The following is a 19,977-nucleotide window of genomic DNA, read 5'->3' as shown; positions in this document are numbered from 1 at the left end:
TTTATTAGTTGAGTAAATGTTTTTGTGCTTTCAAATCTTTGAGAAGTTGAGTGATGGCGGTTTCCATATCACCACCGAATCGTTCGGCATAGTCCATTACCTGCACACGTTCTTTCCCGTCCGTTGTAAACGCAAAGTATTCTTCAGGGCATAGCTCGTTTTTGAAGACTTTAGACATCTGGCCACCCAGATCGATAAAGATCTCGCGATCATCCTTGTTTACAGATAATAAAATGGTTTTAGCCTTGTCGGACAGACCCAGTACATCCTGAAGTTTATCAAATTTGTACATGAACTTGCGCATATCCATCAGGATCTTTATATCCGCATTGTTGATGATGGCGTCTTTAATAATGGGAGAGCTTACCAGGTCATCCAGCTCCTGGGTAATAACACAAGGAATACCGTTGAATTTCCGGATCGTTTTAAAGGCATATTTGAGAAATTCGGCCATACCACTTTTGGCAATTGCCTTCCAGGCCTCATCTATAACCAGCACTTTTCGCGCACGCCCGAGTTTGCGCATTTTGGAAACAAAAAGCTCCATCACAATCAACGTGACCACCGGAAATAAAATGGGATGGTCTTTAATATTATCCAGTTCAATAACAATAAAAGACTGCGCCAGTAGATCAAGATTTTCTTTGGCATTCAGCAAATAGTCAAATTCACCACCATCATAATACGGGCGTAGCACATATAAAAAATTATCCAGGTCAAAATCCTTGTCTTTAACCTTGTGTTCTTTCAGGATGACAGAGAACGTAGATTGCAGGTAATCATAAAAACTATTGAAACAAGGGAAAATGGACGGATCATTTTCAAGCAACTGGTAATAGCCTTGCAATGCGTTGGATAATGCTACGTATTCCGACCGGTTATATGGATCATTTTCCTGTTTCCAGAGCGCGATCAATAACGATTTTAGACTTTCCTTTTTCTCCGTGTCTAAACCAGTGCCTTCCGGAAGCCAGAAGGGATTAAATTTAATCGGGTCTTTTTCTGTATAAGTGAAGTAGTAGCCTTTTACTAATTGACACAACCCTTTATAGCTGCCACCGATATCGATAATAACACAATGGGCGCCCTGATCGTAGAGTGAGCGGAGGATATGATTCAGCGTCATCGATTTACCGCCTCCGGAGGTACCACAACAGAGCATCCCCATATTACTGGTCCAGCCATATTCGGTCCGTGGCAGATCAAAGAGGTCTTCATATACCGGTCGTCCGAACCGGTCGCAAAAGCGGATTCCCTGATCCGGTTTTACGGTGCGGTAATTGGTCTCCTGGGTAAGGAAACAAGTGGCTTGTTCTGCAAAAGTGTCAAAGGTTTCATTTACGGGCAAATCAGCCGCGTTGCCAGGCAGTGAACCCCAGTAAATTTGAGCAGCGCCCATGATCTCCTGGCGTGGAGAAGCATCCATTTGTGCAATGGCTGAGGACGTCTTATTTCTCAGGTCCTTTACCTGGGCCGGGTCATCGGTCCAGGTAATAATATTAAAATGTGCTTTTACCGGTTGACGCTGCTGACTGATAGCTTCGTTTAAAAACGCATTGGTGGCATCGCAGGAAATGGCATTTTCCCTGGAGTAAGCGGATAGCGACTGAAGCCTCCTGCGCCGGGTTTCCATTCTTCTCAGGGTTTTGGGCGTATCCTGTATAACAAGGAACTGGTTATAGATATGATTGGTGCGCAGCAATAAACCCGCTGAAGCTGCAAAACCAACGGAAAATTTACTGACATCGGTTGAGTATTTGTCATAGGTAATACGGCTGCCGCATATTGCCGGCAGATCTTCCGGGTCTGCAAGGCTATAGAGCTGTACCCGCTTTTCACCGATCTGCCATTCCGGTTTAAATATAATATCCCTTCTTACGGGATCTTCGCCCTGGGAAAGCAGGAAGCAGTAGCGTTCTATGAGCCCGGCTGTCTTCTCATCGCCTGCCAGTTCATCTTCTTGCAGCTGCCGGCATCTAATATGGCTGCCGTCAGATAAAAGCTTCGTAACCTGGCTTGTCTTATCTAAAAAATCATGAAGAACCTGTGGCCTAAGGGCAACGGATGGAACCAGTGTTGGGCGAAGCAGGTTGGAGAATACCGAATTGGCGGGCCGCCGGCCGTCTGCTTTTAGGGTGATCATCAGGTAACTATGATGATTTAAAAAGCTCCGCTCATTAAAATACGATTCACTATTTATTTTCAGAAAGGATTGGTTGCCTGATGCGTCAGCCTTATAGGCGTCCACAGTGTACCAATCCTGTTTGTGTACAATAGTACCTGCCGGCAGGAGCTTGACTGCTCTCAACCATATATGATGCAGTTGCTCGTAGTCTTCCGCGGACAGTGTGAAGACCTCCGGCAGGCTAAGTTCATAAACAATGGTGATGTCACCATTTTTTGAAACAAGGCAGTCTTGTTCAATATTATAGATGGGTAGTATCTTTTCAAGATCTTTTGTATTATTAGCCGGATTTCGCAATTGCAGTAACAGCGCCGAAAAGATCACGAGTGCAAAAAGGATAAAAACAATCATTTTCCACCTCCTTTTTGTTTAAGGGAGAGTAGGGGTTTACGGCTCCGGCATACGATGGCGGTAGGAATATTGCGGTAGGCGGAGGCTTTCATTAGTCCATGTTCTCCGTATTTATGACTCAGCTTGTAAATCCAGCTCACCATTGCAAAGCCTCCTCCGCCAATGACCGCAACTAATATGTAGGATGAAATACCAATAATATACCCGATTGCAAAAAGCAACAGTAGCGTAACCAGCCCGATAGCCAGGTAGGTAACATATTGCGCCCGGAAACCTTTGAACTCTATCGGACGATTAATGCCTTTGTTTATTTCATACACACTTGCCATAGTCTCAGTTTTATACCCCAAAAAATCCTTTCAGTACCGTTGCCACTACCACAAGAAAAATGCAGCTGCCAAACCAGGAAGCGGCTACTTTTCCTGTGTCATTGTCGCCCGAATTCCATTTATTATATACTTTGACGGCACCCACCAGCCCGACGATTGCGCCAATAGCGTACATGAGTGTGGTGCCTACACTGAAATAGCTTTTTACTTCGCTGGCAGCGGCGCTGATGCCGCCCGCACCGCTTTGAGCGGAAGTTTCCGGAGCTGTTAGCATAGAGATAACGGCCAGGAACTGAAATTTTAAAAAGGAGTTAACCCATTTGGGGGCGCGATAGAATGCAAGAATATTTTTCATGTATTTTTTATTTGGTTATTGCGTTTAATGAAAAAGGAAGGGCGGTTTCATGAAAAGCATATCCTGCCGCATTACGCCGCCGTTTCCTTTTATTTTTGGTCTACATAGGGTAGCTGCGGCCAACATAAAGCAGCTTCTTCTTCCGTAATTGTAAAGGAGCATTCCTCGCTAACAACCTTCATCATCAGGTTATTGATGGCACGTATGAACGCCGGTTTATTCAGTGATGGATACCCGGCAATTATCTTAGTCATGTTTTCAAGCAGCAGCTCCCTGTTCCCCTGGGTCGACCCAACTTGCACAATGATCACCTGTAGTTCATCTGCCAGCTGCTCCAGCATGGCGAATTCAGTGTCTCCCGAATCTTTTGAATCATCAGGTCCGGTCATTTCCGAGCGGCCTTTCGGGGAAACAGGTGCCTCGGATGGAGGATTGCTTGGTGGAGAGGCTTTTCTTTCCGGAGAAAACTCGAAAACGGTTGGTTCCCGGTGAACTTTTGTTTTTTTGAATTTAATTTTACCGCTAACGATCAATATGGCATAGTATGCAGCGGCGGCCCCGCCTATGGCGATGAGAAATTGGTTCCAGCTTATTTGTTCCAGCATTTTTAAAAAATTTCGTGAATAAAATTTTGTACCTACTGGTTGCAAATTTGATTATCCGAACAAGCGATAAGGGTGAGATACTGGTATATAGTAAAAGATTATTTCCTACATCGCATTTTCGTTGTCGCGGTCTATACGTCGTTCAAGGCCTGCCTTCAGCGCATCCAAAAATGGAGTGTTGTTCTTTTTACGTAGCCTGATATCTTCGTAAGTCTTATAAATGTTACTAAACCGGATATTGAATATAGCCGAGAAGTATTCCGCTATCTTTTTTATATCGGGCTGCCCATTATTAAAAGCCCGGTATTCATGAAGGGCATAAATGAGTTCTATCAATTCTGATTTTGCGGAGGTCCATGATAACGAAAGTGATTTGTCTTGCTTATTGGAGCTGCCCGAAAAATGAGCTTCGGTCAACTTGGTAGAGTGCTTCTTTAAAAAATCATACGCGTAAAACCTGGCCACGATTCCACTCATTGGTGCATTCGTTTGGCTGTCGTAGTGTATTTGATGTTCGTCAAGGAAAATTGGCTCATCGGTGTTCTTTCTTATAAAATAATATTCATCAAGATCGGAAAGTCCCATCTTGAAGTATTGCCAGAAGGAATAATGTTTTTGGTAAAATAATTCAGCCCGGTCTAATTCCTTGGCGTAAATAGCGGTTCGATCTGAAGCGGATCTTGTATGCATCCGTAATTGCATCAGGTAAAAGATAAGCCTGCCGTCAAATTGGGGCTTTAGCTTTTTGAAGAACCGGATTTCTGCTGCAACAGATTCAAACTTGGAGTTTGTAAATAGCGCCTTTAGCTGGGCAATCGCTTCGGATGTAATAAGTATCGCTTGCTGAATACTAAATAAATCATCTTCAATAAGACCTGAAAGGTTGGACAATTTGTTGTTCATCTCTTCCAGGAGTTGGAGGGTTTCTGTAGTCATATCCATTGGTTTAGGTGAACAATATGCTTACGGCATTTATAGCACCAAAGACCAGGCCCTCCACACTACGCAAAAACCACTATTTATCTACGTAAAATTGACTATTTTATTTAGAGGTCATTAAATGCGTATTTACTGAGTAAGCTTTTGGCAGAGCTCAACACGATTGGATACCCGAATTTTATAGAATATATTCTGAACGTGCTTAGCGACTGTCCGTTCGGCAATAAATAGTTTATCGGCCACATTTTTATAAGATTCACCAATAAATACAAGGAAGGCAATTTCTTTTTCTCTATTCGTCAGCTGATACTGGGCACAATTAAGCCTGAATTTTTCTTCCCTGTTTAACCGCTCAATTTCCCTGGTACGCTTTTCAACCTCTTGCTGAAGAACAATATTCCACTCCTTCAATTTGGACTCAGATACTACCAACCGGTCGTATTCAATGCGAAGCCTGTTAATGGTTTGTTTGATGTGAAGTGCCAAAAGCAGCAGAAACCCAGTATTGGTTGTTATGGCTTCAACGGGTTGGCCATGATTAAAGTAGGTAATTACGGGCAGGCAGAGCCACGGAGACAAACAAAGCATTAATACAATCAATTCTTCTTTTGCATCCCGGGTTGAAAATGCTTCTCGGTACTTGTATCGAACAGCCTTATATACGGATACCAGAACCCAAATGGAGTACAGAATCGGAACTATAAGCACATTATTAGCAGCGTCTAAGTTGCCCGAAATGCTAAGGGTTATTACAAAAGTTACATAAGAGCTAACCAAAAAGATGAATACCCCGGCATATGCGTGAAATCTCATTTTCTTCAAATTGAAGCATTTCAGCACATAATACGGAAAATAGCAGGGGGTAATAAACCCGGTGGCATAAGCAATACATTCCTGTACAAAAAAACTGCCAGGTAATTTCGGGTCAGGCAGCAACCCTCCGGAAATATTATAAATAATCAGGAAAAAACATAACCATAAATCAAGGGTAACGGTTTTGTCATCTTTTCGGGCTAGCCTGTAAAGACACAGGTAAGAGAGCATCACTAGTTCAATACAAATGAACCCGAATGTGATCAAGTGCATCTCTGTACCAGGAATGAGCATTTTAATGCATGTCTTTAATGGTACTCGTACTTCATACAGTATAATGAATACCCAAAATCAATTTCTTTATAAATTTTGAACCCCTGCTTTTCATACCAGGGAATATTTTTCAAAGTAGAGGTCTCCAGACAAATGGTTCTTTTCAAACTGGTAGCTCTTTGTATTAATTCGCTCAGAAGCTGGCTACCTATTCCTATGCCCTGAGCTGCAGGCGTAACCCCAATGAACCATATATAGTATAGCTTTGAATCAGGTTGGTGCTTCTTTATCACGGCCTCCCTTTTCATGGCTTTATAAACGTTTTTAATTCCTATTACGCCAAGGGCGAGCTGAACGTCCGATAGTGTTCCTTTCAGGGAAAATCTCTTCTGATCAGGAAATAATACTAAGGCGCAGCCTTTGCCATCTTCGGTCACAAAAACCTCCCCAAATAGTTTGCAAATGTTGTATGAATAAGACATTAACCTCCTGATCCGGTGCATCCGGCTCTTATCCTGTGGAATAATATAATTCACACTTTGATTGGCATCAAAAGCTTCGGATAGGATATCTATAATTGTCTCCTTATCTTCAATTCGCGCTTCACGCATATGACATACTTTTGTGGGCAATAAATTCAATCTTCACCAGGCATTTAATAAACGCCTTCCGGTTGATAAGGTACACTGACTTTTTACAGTTCTTTCCGAAGCTTACCAGGGCTGCACCCGTGTTGCTTTTTAAATGCTGTTATAAAGTTACAAACCATAGAATATCCGGAGAGCATTGATATTTCCTTTATGGGCATGTTTGTATTCAAAACAAGATCTTTTGCTTTTACCATTTTTTGGGTACTGATCCATTTATAAATGCTGGTATTGCAAATTGCCCGAAAGCCGGTTTTTAGTTTCAACTCGTTAATACCAACCATGCGCGATAATTCCTTTAGTGAAGGAGGCTTGTCATCTATATATTTTTCCAGTATTTCTTTTGCCTGATGCACCAACAAAATTTCGAAAGTCGTTAACCTAATCCCGCTGGTTGATTTTGTTGCGCCATCACCTTCCTCAAAAATATGACCGGCGGAGGTTTGTTGTTTTCTTTTGGATATATCATTATTCACTTTCTTTAAGAGGGTTACTGCGGTTTTTAACGCGCAGAGTGATTTGCCAATCTTTTTCAAGTTATTAAATAACACCAGTGCGCTAAAGAATATTATGTGAAAGTCAATATTCACATGGTGAACGTATAAATGATCGTTGCAAACGATAAAGCTGTATAGGAAATTTTTCTATTGTTACAGAAAGAATCCAGAGCAGTCTGGTGTCAGGACACAAAAAAGAATCCCAAAATCAAAACTTTTTTCCTTGGTGAAAGAATACATTTGGTTTGAGATCAAAATAAGCGTTCCGGTATGTTAACCATAATGATGATTTCAATATTGGCCAACCTGCAATATTACTACGATGATACCGCTTGAGTTTATAGTGCCCACGGCAGGAAAGGAAAGCGTTCAAAAGAGTGCTAATATTCCGGGAGGACAGCAGATTGTACTACCTGGGGCTATTTACTATTTAGTCGAGTGGGAGTTACGGGTAAAAAATTATATATTTCAACAAGCATGTGAAAACAATGGAGCGCTCCTTGTCTTTTTAACTATACAAGTCTCTGACTACACATTAATAAAGGTACGGTGCCATTCTGCAATTACCGCATTACAATATACGCTTGAGGGGAGTAGCTTTGGTTATTTAAAGGGACATGGATGTCTTCCTCTTTTCCAAAGCACTTACACCTTGCAGTATATACCAGAAGGCGAGCATCAAGTACTATTTGCTCCCGGCACTTATCATTATTTGTATATAAATCCGGGAGGCCTTATTGACTCTCTTGCAGAACATGATGATGGAATTGGAAAGTTAATTAAGCGTCATCAGGGTTGCCACGAATCTGGAGAACTCGCGGGACGGTTGCCATTTGACAGTAAAGTAACTGAGCTGCTAAACCGGTTAAAAGATCTTACGGATAAAAAAACCAGGATCCCCTTTATAATAAATACCATAGTAAATGATCTTACTTATCATTATTACGAACAGTTACATGATCCTATTTTGGCCGCAAATGAAGCGGGGCTCAATGCAAGGTTAAATGCATTTATCGCAAACCATATCGAACTGCCCATTCGGGAAATTATAAAAAAGCTAAAAAAGGATTTTTTTATTGAAAACAGATCCTTGCTTAACTATTGGAAAAAGTCGTACACTAAAAACCTAATGGTATCGCTCAAAACCTTAAGAATGCATTTTGCGCTTTATCTTCTTGTAGTAGAAAAGTTGTCAATTGCAGAAGTGGCCAGGCGATTGAGTTATTCTGATCCGTATGTGTTTAGTAGATTATTTACCCGGTTTTACAAAGCCCCACCAAAATCAGCACAAAAAATAGTGGTTGTTTAACCGCTTATTACTTTCAAAACTGTAAACATGACCTAAAACACATAAAACGGTGCCTTTTTGCCTCAAAATTTTCCGTTTGGACTATTTTTCTGCCCTCTTCGAAAATGCATCTTTGTGATAGAAATATCCAATATTAAAATAAAGATTTTTCAATGAAACAATTGAATTTATAACAGGAGTTGCCGAATACCTGTAGGATATAGTAGGCCCTATCCTCTAACCCCGCACCCGGCATAAAAATAAATGCCCGTTGCGAATAACCTTCTACTTACTGCGCAGTAACAAAGGCTTATCTGTTTTTTCTTTTTAAACAATTTTATTAATAATATTATATGACAAAATTTAAGTGGCTCCTGCCTTTAGTAGCAATCTTATTAGTTGCGGCAGGAGTGTTCGCCAAAAATGTAAGGCGTGATCAACCCGTAAAAAAGTCTTCAACTTTGTATTTTCACTATAAACCCAATACGGTGTCTGAAACGCAATATGAGGCTTCCTCAAGTTGGGAAATTTCCGACATTAGTGAGGCGGATTGTGATGATGGGTCGATCACCTGCCTGGTGAGTGTGGATGATAGCCAACTCTCCGGTTCAGGTCCGATAGAGCAGCAATTTGCAACGTATCTTGCAAACCAGTCTCCATCATCTCCTTCCGGAGCTACCGCATATGTGAACAATAACCTGGAGGGGACAAAAACCGCACGATAGAAATAATTATTCGAAACAGAGACCTTTTAAATGAGGTCTCTGTTTTTTTATACTAAAGGTTTTTCAGCAAATGGTTATGGTAGAAAGCATAATAAAATTCGGCAAGAGAACTGAATAGCTTTATTTTATCTTTTGAAAATATCGGGGATCCAGATCGGCAAACCAGTAACTTGGTGTTTCGAATAATCGGAGACGGGTATTTTTAACCTTTCAAAATATTCGCTTAGATTTTTTCCAATGGCTTTTGAAAGCAATACAAAATACTGATCCCGGCGCTCATCATCCGTTTTTTTGTAAAGTGGTGTCAGGCTTCGGCCGCCATATTGTTCATTGTAAAGCTTCCGTAACGGCCGGTTTAATTTCCTGATCGCCTCCCAGCCAAAAGCGTCAATGATCGGATAATAGAGTGTAAAGAGTTGTAAAAATGGATCCCTTTTCCAGGTTTCATAATCGGGTGCCGCAATGTATGCTTTGATCGCTTTTAGGATGCTATCCCGTGGGGATCCATCCCTTGCGTGATAAAGGTCCTTCCCCAAAATTGTTTGATATACATACAATGTATACAAATTAACGGTCACCTCACCCAGATCATCAAAATCAAGACCATCGAACTGGTGCCGGTGTCCCAGTTCATGAAAATGTCCCCAGCTTCCGGAGTCACGCAATTGCTGCACATTCAGTATCCTGGTTAAACTACGGTCGTTGGGCGCAACAATCTTTGACGGTACGGTATACATTGCGCCCCATTTTACATTATTATCAATAATGATCCGCTCCGGGTGCGGGCGATCTTTCGAAATAAAGGCCAGGTCTGCATTGGCGTCCATTACTTCATCCCAGAACTGCATTAACTTTTGCGGATGCTCAAGTTTGCGAATGCTATCCGAAGGAACGGTTAAAATAATTTTACCGGTTGCCAGCTCCGCCCAGGGAGCCGGGTTTTGCCGCAGTTTTTGCAGCCATTGTTTGTCTGTGGTTTTCCCCAGCTGAAAAAAGGGCGCTTCCACAGCACCGGTTACCGCAACATTAAGCACGCTTCCTTTATCTGTAACGGGGATGCCGAAATAAAGGAGCCCTCCGTATAGAGAATGGATCACTAGTGCTTTCTTATCCAGATTAAACGTCCTTACCAGGTTAAACGGATTCCTGTAATATTCATTTGCATCCGATACATTGTCATCATGTATGCCAATCTGTGCCATTAGCCGCCGGGAGGTGTCTTTTATATCGGATAGGGTAACCGTTACCATATCACCCGGCGCTACATACAGCCCGGTACTGTACAATCGCCTGAATGAGCTGTCCGGTTCCGGCAACCCACTCCATTTATTAGAGAATTTTATCCGCAGCTTCCTGGTTATCCGCAGGGCATTATCCGGCACTGTTCCCGGAAATTCTCCGTTGGTTGTTGCTTTGTAGGTGGAGTCCTTTTCATAAGCCCGATAATCCCTGTTTACCCGGTTCAGGTATTTAAAAAGATCCGGCCAATAAGCGGTTACCAATGGTTTTTTCAGCGAAGCGGTATCGGAATACTTATTAACGGGGTCTTCTATCAGTTTGCAAAGGTCCTGGTATGCTTTAGCATCTCTGGGAGCCATGAAAAAGATCAATTTTAAAATTGTCAACGGCACAACCTCTGCACCTTTGTGATAAAACAGATCGTAGTACCTGTAGTTTGCCAGATTCGAAAGGATGCTATCCACGATCAGGTACTTTGGGACCGCCGCAATGCGCAGCGTATCATCCGTTGATCCTGAATGGATCGGATTTGCCAAATGGTACAACCCCGCCTTAAGCAGGAGGCTATCCATTTTTGTTGCAAATATGTAATCATCTGACTTTTTATTATACTCGAAAAGTGAGGATACATATACCAGGGTTCCTCCATCCCGTACAAATGCATCCAGCTTTTGCACAGATGAATGATCGGCCGGCTCATTGGTAACAAAAATGACTTTGTTATCTGACAGGCGCTGCAGATCCAGGCTACCTGCAGAAATGTTCATTGTATGGGCGATTGTAACCAACCGTTCAAATCCAGGCTCCTCAAATCCTGCCTTGGCTCCGGATGCCCCGGACCAGTCAAAAACGTTTTTCCAGAACCGGATAATATCCGGATCCTGAATGAGCGGCGGTTCTAGGTACGCATTGCCGCCCACGACTAAGACCCTGCCTTTTCCATAACGCCCCGTTATAATTCCGGGTACATATATTTCTTTTGAAGGATCCACGTTATGGTAAGCAATAACCTGCGAATCATAGCTCAATGGATAAGTTGCCAGCACCTGGTTGGTATCCGGTGGCAATGGGAGTTCTTTTACATCTTTTAACAGCCAATCCCGGTCTGATTTTGTCTGGCAAAAAGAAGATACTATTGTGCAAATAAAATAGATTACAAAAGTGCATATCCTATAAAGTAAGATAATCGTCTTTCCCATTCATCAATTTACTAAACGAAAATCTAATACATAGATAATTCCCTGAAAAATTCCCCCAGAATTATTCCCGTAAATACCATTTCTATTTAATCGATTTAAAAAGCGCTTAAAAAGGGATGTTAAATAGTAGAAAAATTAGCAATCTTCATAGTCTTAACAGCTCTTTGCTTCACTGCTAAATATGCGCTGATAAATTACTGGCAAATTTAAGGGACCGCGAGATGCATTCCTTGTAAATGTTTGATTTTAAATAAATTGCCTGGGTGGTTGCCCGGTCAAATAATTGAGGATTCAATCATTGTTAGTGAATCAGCGTGGTAAATATCTGTTACCGTGGGTTTTGCGGCATTCCCGTTATTGCGATCACATCTTCCGGTATGGGTAATGCGCATCGCAGGTCGTTTGGTAAAAGACTATAGCTGCTTGTACCGAGCGTGCGCGTTAACTGAATGCCGGTACTTTCTTTATTAAACCGCTTTATGTCCATCCATCGAAGCCCCCGCATTAAAAGCTCTTTACGTCGCTCTTTTAGCACAAGGGCGAGCGCTTCGGTAGGATCGGTAGTGGTATAAGGCAGGTAAGTACCCGTCTTCCATCTTCTAAGAAGAAGTTGGTTTAAAATGGATATTCCCTCTTGCACAAGTCCCGTTCTTACCAGGCACTCGCTTTTTATTAGATAAACCTCATCAGTTGCAATACCGCTATAGAGGCTTTGTGCACCGATATAGCTTCCTTTAAACCGGTAGCCGGAGTCGGCATTTTTACCAAAAAATACGCCTCTGCGTAAATCATTATCAGTATACATGCCCAATAATACAGTATCTATTTTAGCCTTAGCTGGTGACAGCGATTCGGGCAAGGTCATGTTAGCGTTAAACAGGTCTTCCGGGTTGCTGAAGCGGGGAGCAAACGGAAAGGAAGCACTCGCTTTGACTTTGTTATAGTCGAGCAACGTATCGTTTAGCTGCAAAGACGAATCAGCATACAGTACTGCCTGGTCGTATTTTCTCATCGACAAGTAGGTTCGAGCCAGGAATGCAAATGCTGCGGCCTTGCCTGGGCGTAGTTTATGTACAGCGGATACCGGCAGCAACTGCGCAGCCTTTTTAAAATCGGCGATTATCTGCTGATAGGTCTGCTCAACGCTACTTCTCACAGATGGTGTATTAAAGTCAGGGGTCAGTCGCAAGGGCAGACCCAGGTCCGTTGATGCTGTGGCTGGGTCATATGCCTGCGTCCAAATAAAGGCTGCCTGTAAAAAATTGCGAGCTCTTTGAAAATGGGCCTGCCCCTTTACGTCATTCCAGTCAGCTGCGTTTACTTCCGGTTGTTCGGTCTTGTTCATCCCTTCCAGTATAATATTGGCGCGCTGTATATTATCAAATGTGTACGACCAGTCATTATTATTGTTTTTATCAAACAGGTTATCCTTTCCCCATATATACATATTCCGGTCTTCCGGGGCGGCAATTGCCTGCCAGCTTTCATAGGTTAAATAATAATCATCTGAGCTTCGCAGTCCAGCGCTGGCATCGTTTTGGTTTACGCGAATGTAATCATCCAGCAAGGCCTGGAAATCCTGTAAAGACGAGGGTATTACCAATGACTGGTCTGGTTTTGCATCCAGGAACTTTTGGCAAGATATAAGAGCCAATAGCAGGCTTAGCAGCCCAAGATATTTTAAATTCTTTTTCATAACTAAATTGTTTATTGTTAAAAATCAGCCTTGATGCCGGCAGAAAATGTTTGGGCGGCGGGAACCGCCATATCTCCGTATTCGGGATCAATGCCCTCCTTATTCGCTCGCCAAAGAACTCCCAGGTTACTGGCAGTGAAGTATAATTGCAAGCTATTCGCCCGCTTTTTAAGCAGGAGGTTTTTAAACCGGTAGCCCAGGTTTACATATTGAAACCGGATATGGTCGCCTTTTATAACGAGTACCTCGGAGCCGGAGTAAAACTGGTCCCGAGCCTGGTTGGAGGGGTATATAATTGAAGGAACAATGGTGCTGGCTTCATCACCGGGCTTTTGCCACCGCATGGTGTAGTCGGCATGGCCATCACCCACCTGAAAGAGTGTTGTATAGTTCACAGAATGACGGCGATAATAATACCCCAGTTTGTAGGAAATCCTAAAGTCCAGCGACAGGTTTGCAAATTGCAGACTATTGCCCAGCGATCCGTAAATGGTAGGAAAAGCCGTACCCATATATACCAGGTCTTTAAACTGGGTGCCGTTACCGGTTAGGGCATTGTAGTCCTTGGTTTTTACTCCTGCCAAATAGCCCATGGGACTGCCGTCAGTAGGATCCAGTCCACCCCATTTATATGCAAAAATTGCGGTAAAGGGGTAGCCTGCCACCGTGCCGCCTTGGGTTAACCAGGAGGCATATATAGCATTGGCGTCATCAACCCCACCTTTCACTTTATCTTTATAATAATTAAGAATAAAGTTACTTTCCCATTGGAGCCGGCCTTTCAGGTTTACGGAATTTATTTCAACATCGAGCCCATGGCCTTTTAGTTTACCCCCGTTTTTTACAATGCTGGCCGTTCCCAACCCCGTTGTACGATCAATTGGTACCAGGGTGTATAGGTCCTTCATGCTTTTGGTAAAATATTCGATGCTGCCGGAGATCCGGTTTCCTTTTAGGCGAAAATCCAGCCCGGTGTTCCACATACCCACCTGCTCCCATTTTAGCTGCGGGTTTGCAAATTTGTCAATACGGGCATAAGGTGTTCCCAAGTACCGCGAAGCATCCAGATACTTTAGCGTGGTAACGGCCACCATCGAAGGGTCCAGGTTGCCCTGGTAACCGTAGGTGGTTCTTAATCGTAAATACGGGAGCGTAGGTATTTTATAAACCTTTTCTTTGGATAGCTCCCAGCCGGCACCAGCAGACCACAGGGGTTTCCATTTATCATTTGTTTCCAACCCGAATATATTGGAGGCATCCCGCCGGGCACTTGCCGACAGGATATACCGGGCTTTGTAGGAATAGGCAGCAGTGGCATAAAATGATACAAAACGCAGGTCGGTCTTTTTTAGAGAGGCCGGGTTGGGAATAAAAGCATTAGCGCCTGTTAGCAGGTTAGGATAAGTGTAGGCATAGTCTACACTGCCAGCTGTAAGCACCTCGGGGTTGTAACCATAGCTGCGGTAGCTGTTGCCGCTGCCAAGAGTTTTGCTGCCTTCAAAACCGAGAACGGCATTCAGCGAATGCCGGATCCAGTTTTTATTGACGGAAAGTTGCGACCGAAAATTTTGAGCGGTGAGTTTATTTTGAGTCCAGTCCAGTATATCGCCGGCAGGAACAATACGTGTAACAGCCCCTGTTTGGCGGTTAACCTGGGAGAAACTGTTGACCAGGTTGCGGGTGTAATAGCTCTCCAGCTCGTGAAGGTTGCGGGTTTCTATCTGCTGTGCCTGGTACCGGTATTTAATATCCATAGCCAGCCACGAGGTTATTTTATAGCTACCACCAATGGTTGCATTGATATCAGAACCATTGGAGACGCTGTAATCATTCCTATAGTCCGTAAGTGGGTAATAGTTCCAGTTGAGCAGGTAGCGGCTATAAGCCGTATCTATAAAGTCACTCCTGTAATTGGTGTAAACGGGCAGCGGCGCGCCGCGTTCATCTGCCAAGGCCACATAGGGTGGCAGCCTACCGCTGCTGGTGCTAATACTGCCATATTCCGGCCGTCCAGAGCTAGTATGGGTCTTTGTAAAAAACACGGAAGTGGTCAGTTGTAACTTTTTAACAGGCGCGTAGGTTTGCTCCCAGCGCAGGTTAATACGATCCGTTTGTGCTCCTAGCGTGGTGGTATTTTTATTATAGCCAGCGCCCAGCAGCCAGGCAATATTCGGGGCTCCTCCCTTCAGGTTCAGGTTGTATTGTGTATTATTGCCGCGTTGGTAAATGTATTTTAGCCAGTCGTTGCGATTGTCAATGTTTCGTAACCGGTTTATTTTCTGATCTGCTTCGGCTGCGCTCATGTGGCCGTTTTTCTGCTGGTTCAATAATGTAATAACCGGGCTTAAGGGATAATACTCTGGATAGGGGATATAGTTATTGTAATATCCTGAATCAAATAAGGCCCGCTCCAGATTTATATAATCGCCAGCAGGTATTTGCCTTAAATAAAAAAGATCGGGCTTTTCCGTTACTGTTGTATTTGCTACCAGGCTTATTTGCACCGGTTGGTTATAGCGGCTTTTTTTGGTAGTTATTACAATTACCCCGTTGCCAGCCTTTGCTCCCCAAATAGAAGCCGCAGCGGCATCTTTCAAAATGGTGATGTTTTCTACATCATTGGGGTTAATGTTTTGGAGATCTCCGTCGTAAGGAAAGTTGTCAAGGATGACTAGCGGCCGGGAAAGGGCATAGGTAAAGGAGCTCACCCCCCGTATATTAAGCCCGAGGCCACCTCCCACAGTTTTGGGAAGCATGGTAACACCGTTGGCAATATGCTCCAGTCCATCCAATACATTTACCCGCACCTGCTCGTTGTACCTTTTATTTGTAACAGCAACAAATGAACCCGTAGCCCGGTCTTTGGGCAGGGATTGATAGCCGGTAGATACAATAACCTCCTCCATGGTTTTGTCTTTAGGAGCCAGCCGCAGCGTCAGGGCACCGGACGGGCGAGCGGGTACAAAGAATGAGGCTTGCTTATAGCCGGTATGGGTTAGCACTAGGGTGTCCGGTCCCTGCAACGTGGTAGTAAAACTGCCATCTGCTTTTGTTAATAGCGTTACCCCGGTACTCAGTACCCTGATGGTAGCACCGCTGATGGGGGCGTTGCTGCTACTATCTGTTACTTTACCATAAATAATCGTTGATAGCTTTTGCTGTGCTGAAGCAAATAGGGATACAAACAAACCGATAATGAAGATAAAAATTGTTTTCATGGGCGTGCTTTTAAGATGAAAGAATCAGTGTGATAATCCTGAATAACCAAAACCTCTACCGGGCGTACTACTTCTGCCAGTTCCAGTCCGTATGGTTTTAACGCCCTGGACATGGCGGAGAGGTCCTGTACATCTGCCACTTTAAGATCGAGATCGATAGGGGTGTGGATACCTGTTTCATCCAGTACTATGGGGCACAACGGGTCTGCGGGTGTTTGGTTGTTCATTGCATCAACCAGCGCTTGTATAGGTTGATTACGCAGGGTTTTTGTGTTGGCGTTGCCCAAAAGGTTTGCAACAGGCGCCCCGCCTGTACTTGTTTTTACTGCGGCGCCTGTAACAAGCCTTAGTACGTAGCATTTTAGCTGCCTGGTTTGCAAGTAGGAACGGTACCCAAGGCTTTTATTTATAGTATGGAGCATGTTTTGATAAATGACACTATCTGCCATAGTTTTCGGCACAGTAGCCTCATAGCAAAAACCGCCTTTTAATAACCATTCATGAATGCCTGCTTTGGTACGAAAAAAGGGGGAGGGGTCTGCCACCTCCAGCAATACCCTGTTGGCTTTTTCCGCGGGCAGGTTGTACGCCTGGGTATAAAATGAAATCAGCGGAAGGTTTATCTTATATATTTTTTTAGTAGTACTGTCAGGGTTGTAGAAAACGCCGGATTTTGAGCCAATGCCTTCTATAAAACCTGTAAACGTGCTACTACTTATAAGCCGCTCCCAAAACTGGCGGGTTGCTATATCATATAAAGATCCGCGAGGTGTATAGCGGTCCAGGTCTTGCTTTAACCGTGGGTTGATTGCCTGGTCCTGTAATAAGCGTTGGAAGGTTGTACCGGTAATGTATTCAGGAAAAGTGATGGCAGCCACTTTGTTTTGGCTGATAATCACTTCGTGCGGTATGGATTTATGGGGGAAAAGTTGTTTTAAAACAGTATCCCCGTAAATAAAGGGCAGGCGGAGCTTTTGCGCCAGGGGCACATTTTTAAAAAACTGGTGCAGGTTTTCTTTAGGCTCATAGGTAACCACAAATAGCTGTATTTTATTACTAAACTGTTGCTGAAGGTTATCCAGGTGAGGTAAGGCTGCAATACAGCTGCTGCACCAGGTAGCAAAAAAATCTAAAACCACCGGCCTCCCCCCAAAATCAGAAAGCCGGGCTGCTTGGGTAGGGTGGTTAATTATATTGGTAAATGTGATATCCGGCACCGTATCTCCAATGGTTAGCGGTTTTATATTATCCTGGGCCTGCGCGTATAGGCATGCCCCTGCCAGGGCATACGCCAGCAAATATTTTATCATGGGGAAACATTTTAGGAATTAAGCAATCTTGTTGGAAAACTTTGGCCATTCTGGTAGGAAGTGGTTAGCGGTATACAGTATTTTCCAATAATAATGGCCACAGGGGACGCCAGAGCGGGCAAAGCCGCTCCATGAGAAAAAGCAGCCTGCCTGTCCGGCAGATTCTTATGTTGGTTTTCTTGGGAAACTTGAGTATCTGGAATTAAAACGTGCCGGGGCCTTGCTTCCTAAGTAGCAGGAGTCGGCCCTTGTAAAGTCTAAGGAACAAGCTTGCTCAAACGCATTATGTAATACGCGGTATGATGGGGACCATATGGATTGTTTCCTTGGCAACCGAACCTACATTTTTTAAAAATGCAAGTCTCGTTTCAAGATAGGAGCAGTTTGCCAAACTTCAATATAAAGGGGCCGCACCTACCCGCCATCTGTATACCGGGCCGTGACAAGCCCACCCCTTTTCAGGGGCTGAACCACAGACGCGTAAGTAGGCCCAGCCCCTTTTTATTAGAAGCTGGGCGCTTTAACCTACTCTCGCGGTCCTGGAAGTGTCACGTTCGGTATGCGAGACTTGTTAAGCGCTTTCTACTATTTGCTTAAGCGCAAGTTATGTTTTTATTTTTTTTACTAACAATACAACAATATAAAGTACAGTCAAATTTACAAAATATTCTATAATAGAGTTTTTTATTTCTATATCTGAATATTAAATATATAAAACTGTATGTTTTTTCCAGCTTTTATTATACAGAATTAACTTTTCGGGGTAAAATATTAAATGAATGCCAAGAAAAGCCCTAGAACTTTCTGAAAAAATAAAAAGAGAAAATGCGGATAGAAAGATTCGGCATAAGCTCAATTCACTTAAAACAGATTTTGATTCAGGTAAAGTAAAAAATTTTGAGCAGGTTTTTGCAATTATCGGTCCTTCAGTATGGGCGAAATTAATGCACATGGGTTATGACACCTTTATGAATAAAAGCAAAAACCCTGGCTCTTTTACAAATAATGAATTAATATATTTTGCGGAGCTGGTCGATGTCGATGTAAATATTGTCATTAAATTTATTTTCTCCGCTATGAAATTTAAAAATAAATATAAAGAGGGTATAACTATAAGAGTTTAAATTGAAGAAGAAAGAAACCAACATGGCCTGCCGTACGGGTAGCTCAGAGAAATCTACGGTAAAAGCAAAATTCAAGACAAATTTGGCGAAATTGCAAAAGCCCGAATAAGCAGAAGGAAATGAGAAAATAAGGGAACTAAGTACTCTCAAAACTAATTGTAAATGTCCGTTATACCTCCTCGCAATGCTCCGCACGTTGTAATATTAGGTGCCGGTGCTAGTTTAGCAGCTTTTCCCAATGGTGATAAAAATGGAAGGAAACTGCCATTAATGAATTCGTTGGTTGATATGCTTGAGCTAAAATCAATTTTGCCTAAGAAATATAGCCCATATTTTAATGATTTTGAAAAACTATATGGAATTATTAATGCCGATTTAAAGCAGCAAAAACTAAAAGAACAAATTGACCGGGCTGTATACAATTATTTTTATGATTTACAGGTACCAGAAACCCCTACCTTATACGACTACTTATTATTATCCCTGACCAATAAGGATATTATCGCAACCTTTAATTGGGACCCACTATTACTACAATGCATGCGGAGACATCCTGATGTAAAAAGTCTACCAAGAGTGCACTTCTTACATGGAAATGTAGCTGTTGGTATCTGTTATAATTGTACTCTTTTGGGTTACATGTATAACCACCGTTGTCATAGATGCAATGACCCGTTTCAACCCATGCGCTTGCTTTACCCTGTGGAAAAAAAAGACTATAACTCAGACCCGGCTATAAAAAATGAGTGGAACGAATTGAAAAAGTATATACAGCAGGCGCTATACGTTACTGTTTTTGGATATAGTGCGCCGGCGTCAGACGTGGAAGCAAAACAGCTAATGATTGATGCAATTTTAAATAACCGGTATAGAGAATTTTACGAAGTTGATATAATTGATATCAAAGTAGAGGATGAATTATATAGCAACTGGAAAAAATTCCTTTATAAACAGCATTATGGGTTTATTAGTAACTTTCAAGAGAGTTATTTATGGCAACACCCGAGGCGAAGCACTGAAGCGTTTTTCGACGCATACTTAATGAATTCACCTTGGGAAGATAATCCATTTCCAAGCTTTAGTAACATCAGTGACATGCATAAATGGATTGAACCCCTGACTAATGTAGAAACTTAGTACTTATTAACATATGAAATGCTAAAAAATTTGGGATTTTGGCATCA

Annotated in this window: 16 protein-coding genes; 4 read left to right on the top strand and 12 right to left on the bottom strand. The window is 42.8% G+C overall.

Translation table 11 applies throughout. The features are described 5' to 3' along the window. Nucleotides 1–4: 4 nt before the first annotated feature. The 8 genes from LQ567_RS16605 to LQ567_RS16570 form a co-directional block, all read right to left on the bottom strand. Nucleotides 5–2,536 carry a TraG family conjugative transposon ATPase gene (locus LQ567_RS16605; RefSeq protein WP_231006201.1) on the bottom strand — a complete coding sequence of 844 codons (2,532 nt, stop codon included), beginning with the start codon at nt 2,534–2,536 and terminating at the stop codon, nt 5–7. Next, complete coding sequence (locus tag LQ567_RS16600) at nt 2,533–2,865, bottom strand: DUF4133 domain-containing protein (RefSeq protein WP_231006200.1); 333 nt, start codon at nt 2,863–2,865, stop codon at nt 2,533–2,535. The genes LQ567_RS16605 and LQ567_RS16600 overlap by 4 nt, the downstream gene beginning before the upstream one ends. A 10-nt stretch (nt 2,866–2,875) precedes the next feature. Beyond that, nucleotides 2,876–3,220: a DUF4134 domain-containing protein gene (locus LQ567_RS16595; protein WP_262909618.1), complete on the bottom strand. Its 345-nt coding sequence runs from the start codon at nt 3,218–3,220 to the stop codon at nt 2,876–2,878. Between the two features lie 89 nt (nt 3,221–3,309). Continuing rightward, nucleotides 3,310–3,825: a hypothetical protein gene (locus LQ567_RS16590; protein ID WP_231006198.1), complete on the bottom strand. Its 516-nt coding sequence runs from the start codon at nt 3,823–3,825 to the stop codon at nt 3,310–3,312. Between the two features lie 105 nt (nt 3,826–3,930). Continuing rightward, the gene (locus LQ567_RS16585) at nt 3,931–4,761 is read right to left on the bottom strand and encodes an RteC domain-containing protein (RefSeq protein ID WP_231006196.1); all 831 of its coding nucleotides are present in this window, start codon (nt 4,759–4,761) and stop codon (nt 3,931–3,933) included. 132 nt (nt 4,762–4,893) lie between these two features. Then, complete coding sequence (locus LQ567_RS16580) at nt 4,894–5,871, bottom strand: helix-turn-helix transcriptional regulator (RefSeq protein WP_231006194.1); 978 nt, start codon at nt 5,869–5,871, stop codon at nt 4,894–4,896. Between the two features lie 14 nt (nt 5,872–5,885). Continuing rightward, nucleotides 5,886–6,461 carry a GNAT family N-acetyltransferase gene (locus tag LQ567_RS16575; protein ID WP_231006192.1) on the bottom strand — a complete coding sequence of 192 codons (576 nt, stop codon included), beginning with the start codon at nt 6,459–6,461 and terminating at the stop codon, nt 5,886–5,888. 83 nt (nt 6,462–6,544) lie between these two features. Beyond that, nucleotides 6,545–7,033, bottom strand: coding sequence for a helix-turn-helix domain-containing protein (locus LQ567_RS16570; RefSeq protein ID WP_231006190.1), 489 nt, complete (start codon nt 7,031–7,033; stop codon nt 6,545–6,547). Between the two features lie 283 nt (nt 7,034–7,316). Here LQ567_RS16570 and LQ567_RS16565 point away from each other — a divergent pair, with 283 nt between their 5' ends. Together LQ567_RS16565 and LQ567_RS16560 are read left to right on the top strand one after the other, a co-directional pair. Further along, the gene (locus LQ567_RS16565; protein ID WP_231006188.1) at nt 7,317–8,303 is read left to right on the top strand and encodes a helix-turn-helix domain-containing protein; all 987 of its coding nucleotides are present in this window, start codon (nt 7,317–7,319) and stop codon (nt 8,301–8,303) included. A 332-nt stretch (nt 8,304–8,635) separates the two neighbouring features. Then, nucleotides 8,636–9,007 (top strand): DUF6520 family protein, encoded by a 372-nt coding sequence (locus tag LQ567_RS16560; RefSeq protein WP_231006186.1) that lies wholly within the window; start codon nt 8,636–8,638, stop codon nt 9,005–9,007. Between the two features lie 125 nt (nt 9,008–9,132). Here LQ567_RS16560 and LQ567_RS16555 read toward each other — a convergent pair whose 3' ends face one another. The 4 genes from LQ567_RS16555 to LQ567_RS16540 form a co-directional block, all read right to left on the bottom strand. After that, nucleotides 9,133–11,313, bottom strand: coding sequence for a M60 family metallopeptidase (locus LQ567_RS16555; protein WP_231006184.1), 2,181 nt, complete (start codon nt 11,311–11,313; stop codon nt 9,133–9,135). Between the two features lie 460 nt (nt 11,314–11,773). Beyond that, complete coding sequence (locus LQ567_RS16550) at nt 11,774–13,141, bottom strand: RagB/SusD family nutrient uptake outer membrane protein (RefSeq protein WP_231006170.1); 1,368 nt, start codon at nt 13,139–13,141, stop codon at nt 11,774–11,776. Nucleotides 13,142–13,158: 17 nt separating this feature from the next. Then, complete coding sequence (locus LQ567_RS16545; protein ID WP_231006160.1) at nt 13,159–16,359, bottom strand: SusC/RagA family TonB-linked outer membrane protein; 3,201 nt, start codon at nt 16,357–16,359, stop codon at nt 13,159–13,161. Then, entirely contained in the window at nt 16,356–17,669 is a 1,314-nt protein-coding gene (locus tag LQ567_RS16540) for a TlpA family protein disulfide reductase (protein WP_231006107.1), read from the bottom strand. The genes LQ567_RS16545 and LQ567_RS16540 overlap by 4 nt, the downstream gene beginning before the upstream one ends. Nucleotides 17,670–18,448: 779 nt before the next feature. On the opposite strand from LQ567_RS16540, the gene LQ567_RS16535 reads away from it, so the two are divergent. Further along, nucleotides 18,449–18,793 carry a hypothetical protein gene (locus LQ567_RS16535; RefSeq protein ID WP_231006102.1) on the top strand — a complete coding sequence of 115 codons (345 nt, stop codon included), beginning with the start codon at nt 18,449–18,451 and terminating at the stop codon, nt 18,791–18,793. A gap of 162 nt (nt 18,794–18,955) precedes the next feature. Beyond that, complete coding sequence (locus LQ567_RS16530; RefSeq protein ID WP_231006100.1) at nt 18,956–19,930, top strand: hypothetical protein; 975 nt, start codon at nt 18,956–18,958, stop codon at nt 19,928–19,930. The last annotated feature ends 47 nt before the right edge of the window (nt 19,931–19,977 follow it).

Origin of the sequence: Niabella pedocola, assembly GCF_021044425.1 — a bacterium.
Taxonomy (GTDB): domain Bacteria; phylum Bacteroidota; class Bacteroidia; order Chitinophagales; family Chitinophagaceae; genus Niabella; species Niabella pedocola.
Note: the sequence above shows the minus strand (reverse complement) of the source record. Positions and strands in the feature narration are given on the sequence as shown.